The 15,630-nt window shown below is 65.7% G+C and carries 16 protein-coding genes and 1 pseudogene; 8 read left to right on the forward strand and 9 right to left on the reverse strand.

Annotated features, from left to right (window positions below; genetic code table 11):
- Together VMT40_RS31350 and VMT40_RS31355 are read right to left on the reverse strand one after the other, a co-directional pair.
- Positions 1-288: pseudogene (locus tag VMT40_RS31350) on the reverse strand (hypothetical protein); the annotation flags it as partial.
- A gap of 175 nt (positions 289-463) precedes the next feature.
- Positions 464-1,066 (reverse strand): TetR/AcrR family transcriptional regulator, encoded by a 603-nt coding sequence (locus VMT40_RS31355; protein ID WP_326361694.1) that lies wholly within the window; start codon positions 1,064-1,066, stop codon positions 464-466.
- Between the two features lie 295 nt (positions 1,067-1,361).
- Between VMT40_RS31355 and VMT40_RS31360 the strand changes: the two genes are divergently transcribed.
- Positions 1,362-2,630, forward strand: coding sequence for an FAD-binding oxidoreductase (locus tag VMT40_RS31360; protein WP_326361695.1), 1,269 nt, complete (start codon positions 1,362-1,364; stop codon positions 2,628-2,630).
- Positions 2,631-2,673: 43 nt separating this feature from the next.
- Here the strand turns inward: VMT40_RS31360 and VMT40_RS31365 are convergent, their stop codons facing one another.
- Positions 2,674-3,303, reverse strand: coding sequence for a TetR/AcrR family transcriptional regulator (locus VMT40_RS31365; RefSeq protein ID WP_326361696.1), 630 nt, complete (start codon positions 3,301-3,303; stop codon positions 2,674-2,676).
- Between the two features lie 155 nt (positions 3,304-3,458).
- Between VMT40_RS31365 and VMT40_RS31370 the strand changes: the two genes are divergently transcribed.
- Positions 3,459-4,193: a nuclear transport factor 2 family protein gene (locus VMT40_RS31370; RefSeq protein ID WP_442790049.1), complete on the forward strand. Its 735-nt coding sequence runs from the start codon at positions 3,459-3,461 to the stop codon at positions 4,191-4,193.
- A complete protein-coding gene (locus VMT40_RS31375; protein ID WP_326361697.1) occupies positions 4,190-5,632 on the forward strand; it encodes a cytochrome P450 in 1,443 nt (480 codons plus the stop codon). The genes VMT40_RS31370 and VMT40_RS31375 overlap by 4 nt, the downstream gene beginning before the upstream one ends.
- Here VMT40_RS31375 and VMT40_RS31380 read toward each other — a convergent pair.
- The 5 genes from VMT40_RS31380 to VMT40_RS31400 all read right to left on the reverse strand — a co-directional run bounded on the left by VMT40_RS31380 (position 5,601) and on the right by VMT40_RS31400 (position 10,621).
- Positions 5,601-7,007, reverse strand: coding sequence for a hypothetical protein (locus VMT40_RS31380; RefSeq protein WP_326361698.1), 1,407 nt, complete (start codon positions 7,005-7,007; stop codon positions 5,601-5,603). The two genes, VMT40_RS31375 and VMT40_RS31380, sit on opposite strands and share 32 nt — an antisense overlap.
- The gene (locus tag VMT40_RS31385) at positions 7,000-7,779 is read right to left on the reverse strand and encodes a YqcI/YcgG family protein (protein ID WP_326361699.1); all 780 of its coding nucleotides are present in this window, start codon (positions 7,777-7,779) and stop codon (positions 7,000-7,002) included. Before VMT40_RS31385 ends, VMT40_RS31380 begins: the two co-directional genes overlap by 8 nt.
- Before the next feature lie 257 nt (positions 7,780-8,036).
- A complete protein-coding gene (locus tag VMT40_RS31390) occupies positions 8,037-9,206 on the reverse strand; it encodes an MFS transporter (protein ID WP_326361700.1) in 1,170 nt (389 codons plus the stop codon).
- Positions 9,207-9,286: 80 nt separating this feature from the next.
- Positions 9,287-9,982: a FadR/GntR family transcriptional regulator gene (locus tag VMT40_RS31395; protein ID WP_326361701.1), complete on the reverse strand. Its 696-nt coding sequence runs from the start codon at positions 9,980-9,982 to the stop codon at positions 9,287-9,289.
- A 111-nt stretch (positions 9,983-10,093) separates the two neighbouring features.
- Complete coding sequence (locus VMT40_RS31400) at positions 10,094-10,621, reverse strand: PadR family transcriptional regulator (RefSeq protein WP_326361702.1); 528 nt, start codon at positions 10,619-10,621, stop codon at positions 10,094-10,096.
- A 76-nt stretch (positions 10,622-10,697) separates the two neighbouring features.
- On the opposite strand from VMT40_RS31400, the gene VMT40_RS31405 reads away from it, so the two are divergent.
- Together VMT40_RS31405 and VMT40_RS31410 are read left to right on the forward strand one after the other, a co-directional pair.
- A complete protein-coding gene (locus VMT40_RS31405; protein ID WP_326361703.1) occupies positions 10,698-11,468 on the forward strand; it encodes an alpha/beta fold hydrolase in 771 nt (256 codons plus the stop codon).
- A 215-nt stretch (positions 11,469-11,683) separates the two neighbouring features.
- A complete protein-coding gene (locus VMT40_RS31410) occupies positions 11,684-11,995 on the forward strand; it encodes a hypothetical protein (RefSeq protein WP_326361704.1) in 312 nt (103 codons plus the stop codon).
- A 61-nt stretch (positions 11,996-12,056) separates the two neighbouring features.
- Here VMT40_RS31410 and VMT40_RS31415 read toward each other — a convergent pair whose 3' ends face one another.
- Complete coding sequence (locus VMT40_RS31415; RefSeq protein ID WP_326361705.1) at positions 12,057-12,848, reverse strand: SDR family NAD(P)-dependent oxidoreductase; 792 nt, start codon at positions 12,846-12,848, stop codon at positions 12,057-12,059.
- Between the two features lie 208 nt (positions 12,849-13,056).
- On the opposite strand from VMT40_RS31415, the gene VMT40_RS31420 reads away from it, so the two are divergent.
- The 3 genes from VMT40_RS31420 to VMT40_RS31430 all read left to right on the forward strand — a co-directional run bounded on the left by VMT40_RS31420 (position 13,057) and on the right by VMT40_RS31430 (position 15,510).
- Positions 13,057-13,698, forward strand: a complete 642-nt coding sequence (locus tag VMT40_RS31420) for an NADPH-dependent F420 reductase (RefSeq protein ID WP_326361706.1) — start codon at positions 13,057-13,059, stop codon at positions 13,696-13,698.
- Positions 13,699-13,935: 237 nt separating this feature from the next.
- Positions 13,936-15,141 (forward strand): hypothetical protein, encoded by a 1,206-nt coding sequence (locus VMT40_RS31425; protein WP_326361707.1) that lies wholly within the window; start codon positions 13,936-13,938, stop codon positions 15,139-15,141.
- An 87-nt stretch (positions 15,142-15,228) separates the two neighbouring features.
- The gene (locus tag VMT40_RS31430) at positions 15,229-15,510 is read left to right on the forward strand and encodes a hypothetical protein (RefSeq protein WP_326361708.1); all 282 of its coding nucleotides are present in this window, start codon (positions 15,229-15,231) and stop codon (positions 15,508-15,510) included.
- Positions 15,511-15,630: the final 120 nt, after the last annotated feature.

Here is a 15,630-nt window from a genome sequence, read left to right on the forward strand (position 1 = left end):
CGACAGGAGATACAGCCGGTACCGCCGCTCCCGGCGGATATCCTCCACGGTCGGCGCCACCGGCCCGAGCGTGCCGATGCACAGCTTCCGCGGTCCCCGCCCGAACAACGGCGCCCGGAAATAGATCTGGGTGACCTGCCCGGCCACCACCGGAACAACCGCGCGCGCAGGGATTTTCCCGGGCCCGCCCTGCACCGCGGTGACCACATGCTCCCCCGGCACCACGGGAATATAGGTGCTCCCCCACCGCACCCCCGGCACAGCCTGACCATCGATGGTGACCTTCACCCCCGGCAGCACGATCGTCCCGTCCGGAAACGAGGCCTCGAGGCGAATCCCCGTGCGCCCCGGCTCCGTCGCATACGGAGGAGACCACCCCGCCTCTGCCTCCGACTGATTCGACAACCACATACGAATGGATCGCCCCCAGCCCCCACCCCGTAAACGACTGCGCGGCCGCCTTTCACGACGGTGCGACAAAGGTGGCGAAGTACATCGCGGTGAGCTGTTCGGTCAGTCGTTTGTTCGACCACCGTCGTTGGTGCGCGAGGCGGTCGAGTAGGTCGAGTGACATGAGTGACCACAGCAGGTCGGTCGCGGTATCGACAGAAAGGTGTGGGGCGAGCACCCCTTCCCGTGCCAGCCGTTCGACGACGCGACGGCTGCCTTTGAGCCAATTCCCCTGGGTGGTCCGCCACAATGCCGCCGCGTCCGGGTCGGTGTGCTGGGCTTGCTCGAAAGCCCGCAGCACCGCCAGGATTCGCAGATGTGATCGCACGAGGTGGGCGACCCATTCACGCAGACCCGACACGGCATCGGGGGCATCCCACACGGCCTGGAGCGATTCCGCGAGATTGTCGGTCTCGCCGAGACTGCGGTAGAGCGCGGTGACGAGATCGGTCCGCGTTGCGAAATGCAGGTAGACAGCTCGGCGGGTGACGCCCGCGCGCTCGGCGACGGCCGCCATGGTCAACGCGGGCAAGCCGTCGTTCTCGATGATGTCGCGGGTCGCCGCCAACAGGGCGCCGACCGTGCGGTGGCCTCTGGCGTTCTGCGGCTGGGTCATGTCCGTCTCCGAATGTTGGTGCGAATTGCTGCGAGCACGTGCGGGATGTGCACACCATGTGTAGTTTAGTTTCTACACATAGCGTGTAGTTCATGGCGGTGGTCATGTCGGCTACAGCTGTCACGGGACATTTTGGGGCGGTGGGGAATTGAGCAACCGAATCAGTCGCCGAGCGTTCATCGGCACAGCAGGTGTGGGCGTTCTCGGTGCGACGGCGTGGGCGGTTGGTGATCGTGTCACGACACGCGCGTCGACAGCGGTCGGCGATGGTCTGCGCGCGGTCGTGCGGGGCCGGGTGTCGTTGCCGGGAGACCCGGGTTTCGAGGCGGCGAGCCGACCGTGGAGTAACGCTGTCACGCAGCAGGTGCGGGCGGCGGTGGAGCTCGCCGACGCCGACGATGCCGCCGCGTTGGTGCGGTACGCGCGCCGAGCCGGAGCGTCGCTGTCGGTCCAGCCCAACGGCCATGGTGCCAGCGACGACCTCGAGGGCATAATCCTGGTCCGCACAAGCAAACTCGACACAATTCAAGTAGACCCCGCCGCGCGAACTGCCCGGGTCGGCGCAGGCGTTGCGTGGGGTCGAGTGCTCGCCGAAGCGGGACCGCATGGATTGACCGGACTGGCGGGCAGTTCCGCAGCGGTCAACGTGACCGGCTTCTGCCTCGGCGGCGGATTGAGCTGGTTCGGGCGCAAACACGGGTGGGCCGCCGACAGTGTTACCGCGTTCGACATCGTCGACGCCGACGGTCACCCCGGCCGGATAACCGCCACCTCCGACCCGGACCTGTTCTGGGCACTGCGCGGCGGCGGTGGCGACTTCGCGCTCGTCACCGCAATCGAGCTCGATCTACACCCGGCCCCAGCGGTTTTCGGCGGGCAAATGGTGTGGCCAGGGACCACCGCACCCGCGGTCATGACAGCCTTCCGGGACGTCACCGCACACGCCCCCGACGAATTGACGGTGTGGTTCCAGCAATTCCAGCCCCCAGGATCGACGACCACACTCACCAGCGTTCTCGTCGCTTATCTGGGCGACGAAACCACCGGCCGGGCCCTGCTGTCCGGGTTCGACTCGATTCCGGGCAGACTCCAAGACACCCGCCGCATGATGGCGATCGCCGACCTCGGCGAAATCGCCTCCGAACCAACCGATCCCAGCCCAGAAAGATTCGCCTCAGAGCTGCTGACCGACATCGACGACCACACCGCCGACGCTCTGCTGCAACCAATAACCCCACTGCTCGCGATGGAGATCCGCCACCTCGGCGGCGCGTTCGCCCAGCCGTCCGACAGCGCGGCCGGGCCACTGACGGCCCCCTACTGCCTCATCGAAATCGGCATGGTCACCACACCAGAATCGAAGACGGCGATCGAGGCCCGCCGCCAGCAGTACCGCGACGCCCTACGCCCGGTCCTGGCCGACAGAGCACCCTTCACATTCCTCACACCGGGCGACACCGCAGCACGCGCTTTCACCCCCGCCGCGCTAACCCGCTTGCGCACAATCAAACACAGTCGCGACCCCTACGCAATCATCCGCTCCAACTACCCCGTCCTCGCCTGAATCACCGCCCACCCGAAGCGGCGTCCCCGCCTGGCCGGTTCGGTCAGGCGGGCTTGGGGGTGGTTGAGGCTTGGATGATGGCGGGGAAGTAGGTGCGGGCGAACCAGCGGGCGTGGTCGTCGGTGTTGGTGGGGAGTACGGCGCTGGGGACCATGAGTAGGGATGCGGTGAGGCGGATGAGGATTTCGGCGGCGCGGAGGGCGGATTCGAAGGGGAGGGTGTCGTCGGCGAGGGCGGCGGCGATGGTTACTCGGATTGGTTCGAAGGTGGTGCTGTGGTCGGTGAGGAACGAGGTCAGGGTCTCGGGTTCGTATTGACGTAGTGCTGCGACGAGGGGGTGGCGGCGGCATTCGCGGATGCCGAGAACGAATGCTTCGACCGCCTTGTCGGTGGGGTTGCCCTGGTCGAGGATTTGGCCGCTGATCTCGGCGAAGAAGGATACGACTTCACGGACCACGACCTGGCGAACGATTTCGTCCTTCTCGCCGATGCGCCGGTAGACGGTGGGCCGGGAAACCTTGGCGCGGCGGGCGATATCGCCGACGGAGGTCCGGCGGAACCCGTGCTCGATGAACTCGGCGCGTGCGACGTCGAGCAGACGTGTGTGTTCGGCGTCGCCGGTCGGCGGTGCCACGGCGAGCAAGTGCTCGAGATCCATGCCTGCGTCGGTCATGGCTGTGAGGCTATCGCCTGCCGGATCGCCTGCCGCGCTGCGGATTCGGCTCATCACCCCACCCTTGCCGTCTGTGTTACACAAAGATACTTTTGTAAACATGTTACAGGGTGGTGGCGCAGGGGGCCGCCACCCACATCGTCGAAAGGCCTCCCATGAGGACGCTTCATCACCTCGGCCCATCTCCCGAACACGCCCGCTACCAGGCATTGCTGCCCGAGTTCTGGGACAAGGTCAAACGGCAGGAGGCCGAAGCCCTCGAGCGGGGCTACCCGATCGAGGGCGCCTTCGAATTCGGGCAGAAATGGTTCGGCGCGTGGGCCGATCAGAGCCTGGACAAGCTGCGCGACTGCATGGCCGAGGACTGCGACTTCATCGACAGCTCGACCTTCCAGAACATTCGCATCGGCCGAGCGGAAACCCTCGCCAACTGCGCGGCCTGTTTCGAGGCGTTCCCCGACATCGCGTTCTACCCCCAGGACGACAGCCTGCGATCCCTGCCCTACGGCGACTACTCCCACGGCCAACTGCGCATGGCGATCCCGTGGCGGGGCATTGCCCGCTGGACCGGACCGCTGCGGCTGCCCGGCACCGACATCGTGCTCCCACCGACGGGGCGGTGCCTGAATTTCATTGGGGTGGACCGCTATCTCCTGACCGACGACTTCAAGATAACCCACATCGATACCGATTGGGACATGCTGTTCATGGGTGTTCAGTTGTCCCCGTTGGGGATTCGCGCGCCGCGGTTGGGTGTGTTGAAGGCCGCCGCGCTGGCCGCACAGGTGGCCGTGCCGCTGCTGCGGCGACTGAACAGCGGCGGCCTCGATGGCCACCGTCGCTTCGACCTGCCGTTGCTCAGCATCGCCGGACCGGGAGCGTCGGCATGAGCACGAATTCCGTGACGCGGCCGCGTTCCCGGCGTCGCGTGAGCACCTTCGCCCGGTCGATCGACCCGATGATCCCGGGCCCGAAAGGGCGGCCATTGCTGGGAGTACTACCCGAATTCCGCAGGGACCCTTTCGAATCCGTGCGCGGTTGGGCTCGCGAGTACGGTGACGTGTTCCACGTGCCGCTGCCGATGCTGAACGTGGTGATGGTCAATCATCCCGAATTGGCGGCCACCGTGCTCAACGACCGCGACGGCAACCTGGGCCAGTTCGGCCGCGTCGGGGAATTGGTCGCGCGGGTGACGGGGGCGACCATGCCGATCATGGAAGGCGACGCCCTGCGTCAGCGTCGCCGCCTGCTCAGGCCCATGTTCGGTCGCCGCCACCTGGCGGTGATCGCGGAATCCATTGTCGCGGAGTTCACCCGCCGCATCGAACGCTGGGATCGCTTCGCCGACACCGGAGAAGTCGTGGACCTGCAGGCCGAGCTCATGCGCGTCACCCTGCCCGGGTTCCTGCGGGCCATGTACGCCACCGAACTCACCGAAACCCAACTCGCCCATGCCGACATCGATATTCGCCTGATCCTGCGCACCCTCGCCTCGGGCGTATTCCTTTCTCCCCCAACGATTCCGCTGCCGATACCGGGCACCGAGAACCTGCCGAAGTCGTTCCGGCGCTTGTACGCCCTCGTCGACGGCCTCATCGAGCAACGGCTCGCCGACCCGGCCGAACACCACGACATCCTCGGCCTGCTGCTGGCCAGCCGCTACGAGGACGGCACCGGCCTGTCCCATCGTGACCTGCGCATGGAACTGATCACCCTGATGGGCGGCGGCTACGAAACCATGGTGGCCTCCATGTCTCACACCCTCGCCCATCTGGCGCTCAATCCCGAACCCGCGCAACGGCTCTACGACGAGATCGACGAACTCGACGGCGCCGCACCCACTTACGACGATCTCGCCCGCCTCACCTGGGCGCGAGCGTGTTTCGACGAGGGGCAGCGCCTGCAGGGCCATCCGATGAACCCTCGATTCGCCTGGCACGCCACCGAACTCGCCGGATTCCACATCCCCGCAGGCACCGTCGTCGGGGTCCCCGTCTACACCCTGCACCGCGACCAACGCTGGTGGCGCGACCCGGACCGCTACGACCCCACCCGCTTCACCGACACCACCACCCATCCCCCACGACCCGGCCAAACGTTCATCCCCTTCGGCGCGGGACCCCACCACTGCCTCGGCTCCGCCTTGGCGTACCTGAACGCCCAATTCCTGCTCACCCCGATCTTCCAGCGCTACCGGTTGCACACCCCACCGGGCTGGACACCGCGGCACGCCTCCACCTTCTCCATCACCCTCGACGGCGGTCTGCCCGTCCACCTGACCAAGGTCCGCGATCAGGTCAGAACTTCTCGAACAACTGCTGCGGAATGATCGGTTGGTGGTAGGTGCATTCGCCGGACAGCACAGTGGAACCATGTAGCCGTGACATCGGGATGAGCAGCTTGTCGCCTGCGGTGAGTTGAATTTTGTGGGTGACGTTGTTCCAGAAGTGCATCTCACCGACCTCGATCATGACCAGGCGATGTTCGTCGTGCACATGGGTTGTCGAGGTCTCCTCGTGCGATTCGACGAAGGTGTCGAGATCTACTTCGATGTGCTCGTCGGTGAGGTAGCGGTCGATCTGCTCGGCTTTCCGCTGATGCTCGTCGATGCGGTCCGCCCAGGCCAATTGGGTGGACAGATCCTCGTCCCACAGGTCGGCGAACCATGCCGCATCCGAGAAACCGGCGGCGAAACCCTCGATCGCGCGCGGGCCGAACGCCTCGTACAGCGGCTGGATCAGCGCGTCCACGAGCCGGTCCGGGTCGGTGGGTTCGGTGCCGCGACCGGTGTCGAAATAGTCTGTCCCGCCGCCGAATCCGTCGGTGAACAGCCAGCGGAAGCGGTCGCGGGTCAGCTCCTCGTTGATCCTGCGGTGCGCGACCGCGCCGAGGAAATCGAAGCACCGCTCGCGCCGTCGGCTCAGATAGTGCAGGTGGTTGCCACGCGCGAGTGACGAGGTCAGATACAGCTGCCAATAAGCGCCCGCGCCCGGACGCAATCCGGCCGCGTCGAGCAGGCCGCGGTACTGCTCACCGCGTCGCACCCAACCTCTGTACTCGTCCACGAGCATCTCCCGCAGCGCGGGATGGACGGCCTGATACTCGCCATTGGCCCCGTGCGAGACGGCCACGTACTGGGCCGGTGTGAAGGCGCTGAACTGCAACAGCGTGAAGGTGGCGGCCGCGCGTCGGTCGCGGGTGGCGGCCGCGACCTCGAAGACTCGTCCCGGCTCGGCGAGCCGCCGCTCGTAGTAGTCGCGAACCCGTTGCCGCAGCCATTCCGGCCCGGCGTACTCGACCGGCTCGCGGCCATTGTCGAGCAGTGCGAACAAATGGTTTTCCAGGACCGGTCCCGCCATTGCCGACAGTATTCGGTTCCGGTCGCTGTAGAACCGCGGCTGTTCGATCGCGGCCGCCTTATCGTCGACCGGCGGCAGATAGAGCAGGTCGCAATCGTAGACATTGCGCAGCATCCGATGCCCTAGCAAACCGCTCAGTTTGAGATAGTCGCTCTCGGCGATCGGTTTCGAATAGTCCAGCCATTCCAGGTCGGCCGGGCGGACCGGTCTGCGATACGGATTGTTCTCGGTGGTCAACTCGTCCCATTCGGCGGCCCGAAAGGCGGGATTCGCCGCAAAGGCACGCACAATTGCATTTGCATCGGTTGGGTCCGGCAGCTGCCGGGCGTCGATCTGCTCATTCATTGTCTTCTCCATGGAAGGGGCAGGACTGATACGCATCGGTGTCGTCGTCGGGAATGAAGTACTGACGCCATTCGAAATTCGACGGATCCCCGTAATCCCCCATGGACGGATGCAATGTCGCAACGTCCCAGGCGGCCAGTCGATCGCGTATTTGTTTCCGGGCGGCGGCTCCGGCCGGGGTGCCGCCTTCGATCCCGTGGAAGACATTGCGGGGCTGGAACATGAGCACCAGGCTCTCGCCGAGCCGCCGGGATCGGCGGAGCCGGTGCGTCGGGGCGGCCGCGAAAACGAACATCGCGGTGCCGTGGAAGCAGAACTCCCACAATGGATCTGCCGGATCGCGGGCGAAGTCGGCGGGCCACGGCCGGTCATCGTGCCGGTGCAGGTACCGCAGGGCGGCCCAGAAGGTCTGGGCGTGATCCTCGTGCGAGGCCGAGTCGTCGGGTTCGATGAAGGCGGCGAGCACCTGGCGCAACTTCGGGGTCGGGCGGACGTAATCGAGGAAAACCGCGAGTCGCTCGGCGAGCGGTCGATAGTCGTTCCGTTCGAGCGGAGTGACGAACAATTCTCGCCTTTCCAGCGCCCGCCGACCGAAATGGCAGGGGTAGTCTCGGTGCCCCACCTCCCATTGGAACACGGTCAGCGCTGATGCGAACCAGCGTGGGATCTCCGGCGCACCGATCGCCTCGCCCTGATCCAAGACGTAGATTTCCTGCGCGGCTAGTTCGGACAGTTTGTCGGGTAGAAATGCCAGTGGTTGCGAAACCGGCATAACTCACCCTCCTCCCTGATTCTTTTGTTACGGATACATTACCAATGTCGATCCGCCAGGTATCGTATGCAGACCCCGAGATAGATCGCAAGGAGTCAAAGTGCACCGGCCTTAACACAATTCAATCGGGTTAATATTTGCCATACATTCGGGGGCCGACAGGTAAATCCGATTTCGCATGTGAATGTTTTAGAGCAGGGCAATTTCCGGCCTCGTCGAGAGGCCGTCAATGCGCCGCGACATGAATTACTCGGCGCTTACCGGCGGATGACGATATCCCGAGGTACCGGTCGACGGGTCTCCGCCAGCCGCGTGCACATCAGCAGCGCGACGAACGGAATCGCGATCAGGACGGCCAGCGTGGTGGCGAGACCGCGGGCGTCGGCCAACAGACCGAGCAGCGGCGTGGCCGCGCCTCCGGCCGACACCGCCAAACCCAGCGTGACACCGCTCGCGGTGCCTACCCGGTTCGGCAAGTACTCCTGGCCCAGCGTCGTGTGCACCGCGAACGGAAGGTATATGCCGATGCCACAGATCACGACGGCCACGAACAACAGACCGAGGGCCGGTGCCAGCACGACACCGGCGAATCCCGGTACGGCCAGCAGATATCCGAGGCGCAGGGTGCGAACCCGGCCGATCCGATCGGCCAGCCAGCCCCCGCCGATCGTGGCGAACGCGCCCGCCACCGTCATGGTGGTCAACGCGGCCGACGCTACCGAGTGCGAAGCATGGAATCGATTGATGGCATAGAGCTCCAGGAAGGTCGACAGTCCGAAGAACAGGATGGATCGGCAGATGACGACGCCGGTCAACCAGCCGAACGACCGCCAGTCGTCGAGCCGATCCACCCCACCGGGCCGCGCCACGCCATTGTGGTGCGCGCCCGAAAGCCGTGGCAGCAGTGGCCATATCACCGCGGCCATGGCGACCGCGGGCAGTACGAGCAGCGGGGTGCCCGTCAGACCGGTGGCACCGAGCACCGCGGTGACCGCGACCGGGCCGATCGCGAAACCGAGATTGCCGCCCAGGGCGAACCAGCTCATCGCCTGGGCGGAGTCGCCTCCGACCACACCGACCGCGCGGGCCGCCTCGGGATGGTAGGCGGCGACACCCGCTCCCGAGAGCGCGACGGCCAGCCAGATGAGGGCGTAGTGCGAACCGAGCCCGGACAGCGCGATACCGCTTCCCGCCGTGAGCAATCCGCCGACCAGCAGCCATGACATCGGACGCCGGTCGGCCAGCCAGCCGAAAACGGGCTGTACCACGCTGGATACCAGCGTCGCGGCCAGCGTGATGCCGGTGACCGCCAGGTAGCTGTAGTGATAGGCCAGCAGGAGAAACGGGATGATCGCGGGCACCGCACCCTGGTAGAGATCGTCCACGACGTGACTGAGCGCGAGCAACGCCACCGCGGGGCGGGACACGCGTGTGCGGTCGGTCGCCGTTTCCTCAGATGTCTGAGGACCTTTCGTCATCGTGTCCCTCCCGGGATCCGATTGCCGTGCTAGGTCGTCAAGCTCCGCAGTGCCCGCAGGGTGACGGTGACGTTGGCCTCGGTCGCGGCGGCGGCCGCCTGCGGATCGCCCGCGCGGATCGCCTCGGCCAAAGCGACATGCGCATCGCTCACCCCCGCGATGCCGGGGCCCGCGTCGACATCATCGATCAGATCGCGGAGCGCTTCGGGCAGCCTCGTATTCGCGAGGGAGCCGAAGATCTGGTCCAGCAGCGGATTGTGCGCGGCCGCCACCACCGCACGATGGAATGCGAGGTCCGCGGCGATGAAGACCTCGTCCTTACCGCGCTGTTCCGCCTGTTGCCGCTCGGCCAGCGCGGAATCCATGCGGCGCAGGTCATCCGGAGTGCGCCGCACCGCGGCCAGCCGCGCGGCCTGCAGCTCGATCGCCTCGCGCACCTCGTACACCTCCAGCACGGTGGCGCGGCGGACCAGGGTCTCGAGTCCGTTCGCGGTGGTGGACACCACGAAAGTTCCACGGCCCTGGCGTGATTCGAGCATCCCGAGGTGCACCAGCGCGGTGATCGCCTCGCGCACCGTCGACCGGCCGACTCCCAATTGGGCCGCCAGTTCGGTCTCGGCCGGGATCCGGCTCCCGACGGGCCAGGCTCCGTCGGCGAGCTGACTGGACAACTGGCGCAGCGCCATTTGGACCAATGGCGTGCGACGCAAAGGCTCGAGACTCATCCCACTCCTCAGTTGTCTGAGGACCAGGATAACCCCGGGAGACGACCATGCGGCAGCCCTTCGATCCAACGGAGCGAACCGTCCCACGGCTAACCGTCGGTGGTTCGTTGCCTAGCGGGCGTCCGACACCTGCTGTTCGAGGTCAGCGATCTCGGCGCGGAGCCATTCCTTGTCCGCGTTGGCGGTCGCCGCAGCGAGGGTGAGCATTCCGCGCCGGAATCGATCGGGCATCTCGGCGGCCTTCAGTGGCCGTCCCTGCTCGTAGAAGTAGCTCGCGGGTTCTTCGTAGAACGCGAGTCGGCGGCGCAGGACCGCGGCCTGATCGGCGGGATCCGGCAGGAATCGCAGGAACGCCAGCAGGATGAAGAAGTTGTTGCGGTCGGTGATCTCGACCTGGGCCGGATTCCGCAGGCGCCGCAGCAGTTCCGCGCGACCGGCGTCGGTCAGGGTGTAGACCTGTCGCGCGCCATCGTCGTCCTTGGTGAGCAGACCGGCCGCGCGCAACCGGTTCAGCGCCGGGTAGAGCGCGCCATCGCTGACGGGCCGGATGTGGCCGGACAGCCCCGAGATGCGCTGGCGCAGCTCATAGGCGTGCATGGACCGCTCGAAAAGGAACCCGAGGATGCTCAGCTCCAACATGGGCCAACCATAGCCTCTAATCGACTTATCTCGAAAAGAGGTAGCTCGATTCGAGACACTCTATTAGAGTGTCGGTATGACCGATTTCGTGACTACTTCCGAGGGAACCCGGCTCGCCTACGTGGATTCGGGCGGACCGGGCCGCCCCTTGCTGGCGCTGCACGGCGCGTTCGGCTGCGGCAGGTGCTGGATGCCGATGGCCGAACGCCTCGGCCGCCGCATCATCGCGCTGGACCAGCGCGGGCACGGCGAATCCGATAAACCGGGCGACTACTCCCGGGCGGCGTTCGTGAGCGACGCGGCCGCCGTCATCGAGAAGCTGGGGCTCGGGCCGGTATCGGTGATCGGGCATTCGCTGGGTGCCATCAACGCCTATCAGCTCGCCGCGCAACGTCCGGAGTTGGTCGAATCCTTTGTGGCACTCGACTTTCCGGTCGAGGTGGGCGAGTTCACCGATCCGTGGCTGGACGCGCTCCCGGCACGATTCCCCAGCCTCACCCAAATGCGAGCGACCCTGCACCGACTGGTGTCGATGGGAGTGCCCTTCCACTTCATGGAGAGCGCGGTGCGAGACTCGGACGGCTGGCACTTCCAGTGGCGCGCCGAGGATATGCGGTCAGTGAAGCGCGGCGTCATCGGCACCTGGTGGAACGACTGGACGGGCAGCACATGCCCGGCCCTGCTGCTGCTCGGCGGTGACAGCGCGGTGGTCCCGCCCGACCACGCGCGAGAGATGGTGTCCCGCAGACCGAATACCGCCCTGGCGACCATCGCGGGCGCGGGCCACGACCTCTACCTAACCCACACCGACGAGGTCGCCGCACACATCGCCCGATTCCTACCCTGACCTCACACGAACGCCCGCACCGCGTGTCCACGGTCGAGCAGCGACCGGGTGGCCCGCCGCCCGGTCGCCCCAGCCGCCTCGGTCACCAGAAACGTTGGCTGATCTGGCTTGGATTGCCTTGCCCTACCGTTCAATAGGCGACTGTGAAGACGGTCCTGTGCCGGGTCGGCTTCTCGATCTCGTCGACGAAGGCGATGGCATAATCCTCGCCGCTGATGCACGCGCGGCCCGTGCTGCGCGACACGCAGATTTCCCGCGCCACCGACGAGGCCGAGGCGCGCACCATTCTCGGATGCGATCCGGCCCAATGTCGGGATGTACTCGGCCAATCCGGTGCCGTGGGCCTGCAGGGCAACCACCAGCACATCGGCGCCCGCTGCGACATCACGCACGAATCCCTCGTCGAACAACGAACCCGGACGGAGGACCAGATCACTCCGGTTCGCCAGCGGCCCGATATCGCGTGCGATGGCAACAACCCGATGTCCACGAGTCGCCGCCTCGGTAGCGATGTTGCCACGGAGTAACCGGTGGCGCCGAATACTGCGATCGTCGTCATTGTTCTCCTCGAGTATCACGCGATGGCGATCAGTCGACGATGAGTCCGCCGGTCAGGTTGGCGACGGTGCCGGTCATCGCCGAGGCCCGATCGGAGGCGAGCAGGACCGCCGCTTGCGCGAGTTCGTCCAGCGCGGTCAACCGCTTGCGGTGCGTCATCGCACCCTCCATCTCGAGCAGTTGATCCTTCGCCATGCCGATCGCGTCCGCGTGCAACCCGAACACGGTGTGGATGGTCGGCGTCTCTGCCATGCCGGTGGTGCGCAAGCAGATCGCGCGAACACCGTGCTGCGCCCATTCGGCCGACAGCGCCCTGTTGAGACCTTCCATGGCCGCCCAGCCCACACTCATTCCGCCCACCAGAGGCATCGGCAGTCGGGCAGGTTCGGGGGTGTTCATCATGATCACCCCCGAACGCTGGGGGATCATGTGTCGCGCTGCGGATTTCGCGGTGACGAAATGCGCCCGGGTGTAGGTCGTGATCGGCCGCAAGAAGTTCTCAACCGGCAGGTCGGCGAGCGGGATGCCCTGCAACCCTCGCGGAGAGATCCCGATCGCGTTGAACGACACGTCGATACTCCCGGCGTCGGCGACGACCGCGGCCAAATGCTCGGTTACCGCCTTCTCGTCACCGGCATCCACCACAGCGGTCTCGGCGGTGCTACCGGCGGCCGCTATTTCCTTCGCGACCGCGTCGATGCTCTCGCGATTGCGGCCGGTCAGAAACACTTTCGCGCCTTCGTCGGCGAATGCGCGAGCCACCGCGCTGCCGACCGCACCGCTCGCGCCGTACACGACAACGTTCTTGTTTTCCAGCAACATAACCTTCTCTTCCTGTAGCTCACGGCCCCTACATGGACAGAGGCGAGCTCACCGCGAAAGTTATCGGTGTCGTATCACCGCGAATCCGGGGTCGGCTGCTCTCGACCGGTCGACGGCACCGTCGCCCTGCAATACGCTCATGCATCGAAATCTGTTGATTCACAACGAATACGGGCGTAGTAAGGCCAGGGACGAGGAGGATCGGCGAATGCGGATCGGGACGATCGGGGCCGGGCGGATGGTGGAGTCGCTGGCCGGGCGGTGGGCAGCGGCCGGGCATGAGGTGCGGATCGGTGCCCGCGACACAGGTCGGGCCGCCGAACTCGCCACTCGAATCGGGGCTGTTGCGGGAGGCGGAATACGCGAGGCCGTCGAGTTCGGCAACGTCATACTGTTCGGCGTCAAACAGGCCGCGATCGTCGATGCGCTCGAAGCCGCCGGTGCCGCGGATGGCGCATTCACCGGCAAGATCATCATCGACTGCGGCAATGCGGTGGACCTCAGCGACTTCTCGCAGGTCACCTGGGACGGCAAATCTCTCGCCGAACAGGCCGAGGCCGTCGCGGTGGGCAGCCGAGTCGTCAAGGCGTTCAACCTCGCCGCCTACACCGTCTGGCAGAAGAATCCCGTCCAGTACGACGGCCGCCCACTGGCCATCCCAATCTGCGGCGACGACACCGCGAAGGCAACGATCGCCCCGTTGATCACCGGCATGGGCGCCACTCCGCTCGACGTCGGTGACCTGCGGCAGGCCCGCCAGTTGGAAGCCATGGGCGTGATCATCATCAAACTGCTGTTCGGTGGCGTCGGCCTCAACAGCGTCTTCCAATTCCTGCCCGAACCGGCCTGATCAACCCGAACCATCGATCGCCTGTGGCGCTCAACGGGCGCGGATTCGCGTAGTTCACTACTCATGACGGAGGTCGCCAGCAAGCACAGACTTGGGATGGTTGGGGTGGGATCACAGGCGCTGAGGCGCGGCGAGAGGCTCGTCCGTCGGGGGCTGGATTGAACCGGGGGGAAGCCGACGCACCTCGACTCGGGGCGTAGCACTCGCGCCCGCGAACCATCTCCCGAATGGAGCGTCATGGCAAGCACACTCAATCAACGGCTCACGCCCGCAACGGAGGACCGCGTTCTGCGATCGTCCGCGGTACGTACGCAAACGACAGGCGCGGACTCGTTCATCGCCATTCCGCCACAGATCGACAATGGCGACGAGGCCAGGTACGCCGACAAGTCCGGCACCTACACCAAAGGTGTTCTGCAGGAAGGGATCGGGCTGGTCGACCTGGCCGCCTATGACTCGTTCATACGGGCCTTGAGCAGCGGCAATCCCTCGGACTTCGAAAAGATAGTCCTGGGCGGGCCGCGCACGCTGAATGGTCCGCAGGGCGGGTTGAGCTTTTCCCTGTCCAGCGCGGACGTGAGCCAATTCGCGGTGCCACCGGCGCCAGCGCTGGCGAGCGAGGCGTACGCGACCGAACTCGTCGAGCTCTATTGGGCATCGCTGCTGCGTGATGTCGCCGTCACCGATTACAAGTCGAATCCGACGGCGGTGAAGGCCGCGGCCGAGTTGTCGTCCATGCGGGCCTATGCCGGACCGCGTGATTCGAGCGGCTCGGTGACCCCGGAATTGCTGTTCCGGGGTACTTTCGCGGGGGAAACGGTGGGACCCTACCTGTCGCAATTCCTCGTGCAGCCGACCGCGCTGGGATCATTGCCCATCACTCAGAGATACGTAACGAACAAGGCGGGCAAGGACTTCGCGCTGTCGCCCGCCGAGTACCAGCAGGTGCAGAACGGTCAGCCGACCGGCCAAAGCCTCACTCCGCTCGCGCAGCCGTTGTATCTGCACGACGGGCGCGGACTGGCCGCATACACCCATGACGATGTGCTCTACCAGGCGTACTTCGTGGCCTACCTGGTGTTGAACACCATCAACAACGGTGGACCGGTGCCGCTGAACCCCGGGAACCCCTACCGAGGTTCCAAGACCCAGAACGGCTTCGCGTCATTCGGCCAACCGGATATCGCGGCCACCCTCGCCACCGTGGCCGATCTGGCGCTGAAGGCCGTCTGGTATCAGAAGTGGTGGGTGCATCTGCGGCACCGTCCCGAATCGGGTGGCGCGATCGTTCACCTGCTCCGCACCGGCCAGGGCGGGTCGATTCAGGGCCATGTCAGCGACACCGTGGTCGATTCGCAGGCGGTCGCCGCCAGCTTCGCGGCGAACAACAGTTTCCTGCTCTCGCAGGCCTTTCCGGAAGGATCGCCGACGCATCCCGCCTAACCGACCGGGCACGGCGCGGTCGCCGGAGCCTGCATTACGGCGCTGAAGTTCTTCTTCGACGGCAGCTTCGTCCTGAAGAATCCGATCGTGTCGTCCTCCGACGGCCAATCCACCGCCCCATACACCGCTCCCGCAGGCGAACCTCCGCTGACCGTCAACGGAGAGTTGCACAAACTCGCCGACAACATCAGCTTCGGCCACGGCATTCACGCCGGAATCCACTGGCGCAGCGATACATTGACATCGATTCAGCTCGGCGAGGCGGTCGCACTGAGCTATCTGCGAGACCGCGCCCACACCTACAACGAGCAGTTCAGTATTTCTCTCACGAAACTGGACGGCTCCATCGCGACCATAACCAACCCCTAGCCTTGCGGTTTAGCAGCGAAGCCGCGGGCCATCCGGCCCGCGGCTTCGCTGTGTTGTGGACCTAGCTGGGCGTTATTCAAAACGCGCTGACCTGCATAAACTCCAAAGCACCCACGCCAG

Source organism: Nocardia sp. CDC160 (assembly GCF_035818795.1).
Classification (GTDB): domain Bacteria; phylum Actinomycetota; class Actinomycetes; order Mycobacteriales; family Mycobacteriaceae; genus Nocardia.

Excerpts from the sequence above, each read along its gene's own strand:
- VMT40_RS31400 (WP_326361702.1), bottom strand. The coding sequence starts at position 10,621 with ATGTTGGAGCTGAGCATCCTCGGGTTCCTTTTCGAGCGGTCCATGCAC.
- VMT40_RS31425 (WP_326361707.1), top strand. The coding sequence starts at position 13,936 with ATGGCAAGCACACTCAATCAACGGCTCACGCCCGCAACGGAGGACCGC.
- VMT40_RS31380 (WP_326361698.1), bottom strand. The coding sequence starts at position 7,007 with ATGAATGAGCAGATCGACGCCCGGCAGCTGCCGGACCCAACCGATGCA.
- VMT40_RS31375 (WP_326361697.1), top strand. The coding sequence starts at position 4,190 with ATGAGCACGAATTCCGTGACGCGGCCGCGTTCCCGGCGTCGCGTGAGC.
- VMT40_RS31415 (WP_326361705.1), bottom strand. The coding sequence starts at position 12,848 with ATGTTGCTGGAAAACAAGAACGTTGTCGTGTACGGCGCGAGCGGTGCG.
- VMT40_RS31385 (WP_326361699.1), bottom strand. The coding sequence starts at position 7,779 with ATGCCGGTTTCGCAACCACTGGCATTTCTACCCGACAAACTGTCCGAA.
- VMT40_RS31420 (WP_326361706.1), top strand. The coding sequence starts at position 13,057 with ATGCGGATCGGGACGATCGGGGCCGGGCGGATGGTGGAGTCGCTGGCC.
- VMT40_RS31405 (WP_326361703.1), top strand. The coding sequence starts at position 10,698 with ATGACCGATTTCGTGACTACTTCCGAGGGAACCCGGCTCGCCTACGTG.
- VMT40_RS31365 (WP_326361696.1), bottom strand. The coding sequence starts at position 3,303 with ATGACCGACGCAGGCATGGATCTCGAGCACTTGCTCGCCGTGGCACCG.
- VMT40_RS31410 (WP_326361704.1), top strand. The coding sequence starts at position 11,684 with ATGCACGCGCGGCCCGTGCTGCGCGACACGCAGATTTCCCGCGCCACC.
- VMT40_RS31395 (WP_326361701.1), bottom strand. The coding sequence starts at position 9,982 with ATGAGTCTCGAGCCTTTGCGTCGCACGCCATTGGTCCAAATGGCGCTG.
- VMT40_RS31370 (WP_442790049.1), top strand. The coding sequence starts at position 3,459 with ATGAGGACGCTTCATCACCTCGGCCCATCTCCCGAACACGCCCGCTAC.
- VMT40_RS31355 (WP_326361694.1), bottom strand. The coding sequence starts at position 1,066 with ATGACCCAGCCGCAGAACGCCAGAGGCCACCGCACGGTCGGCGCCCTG.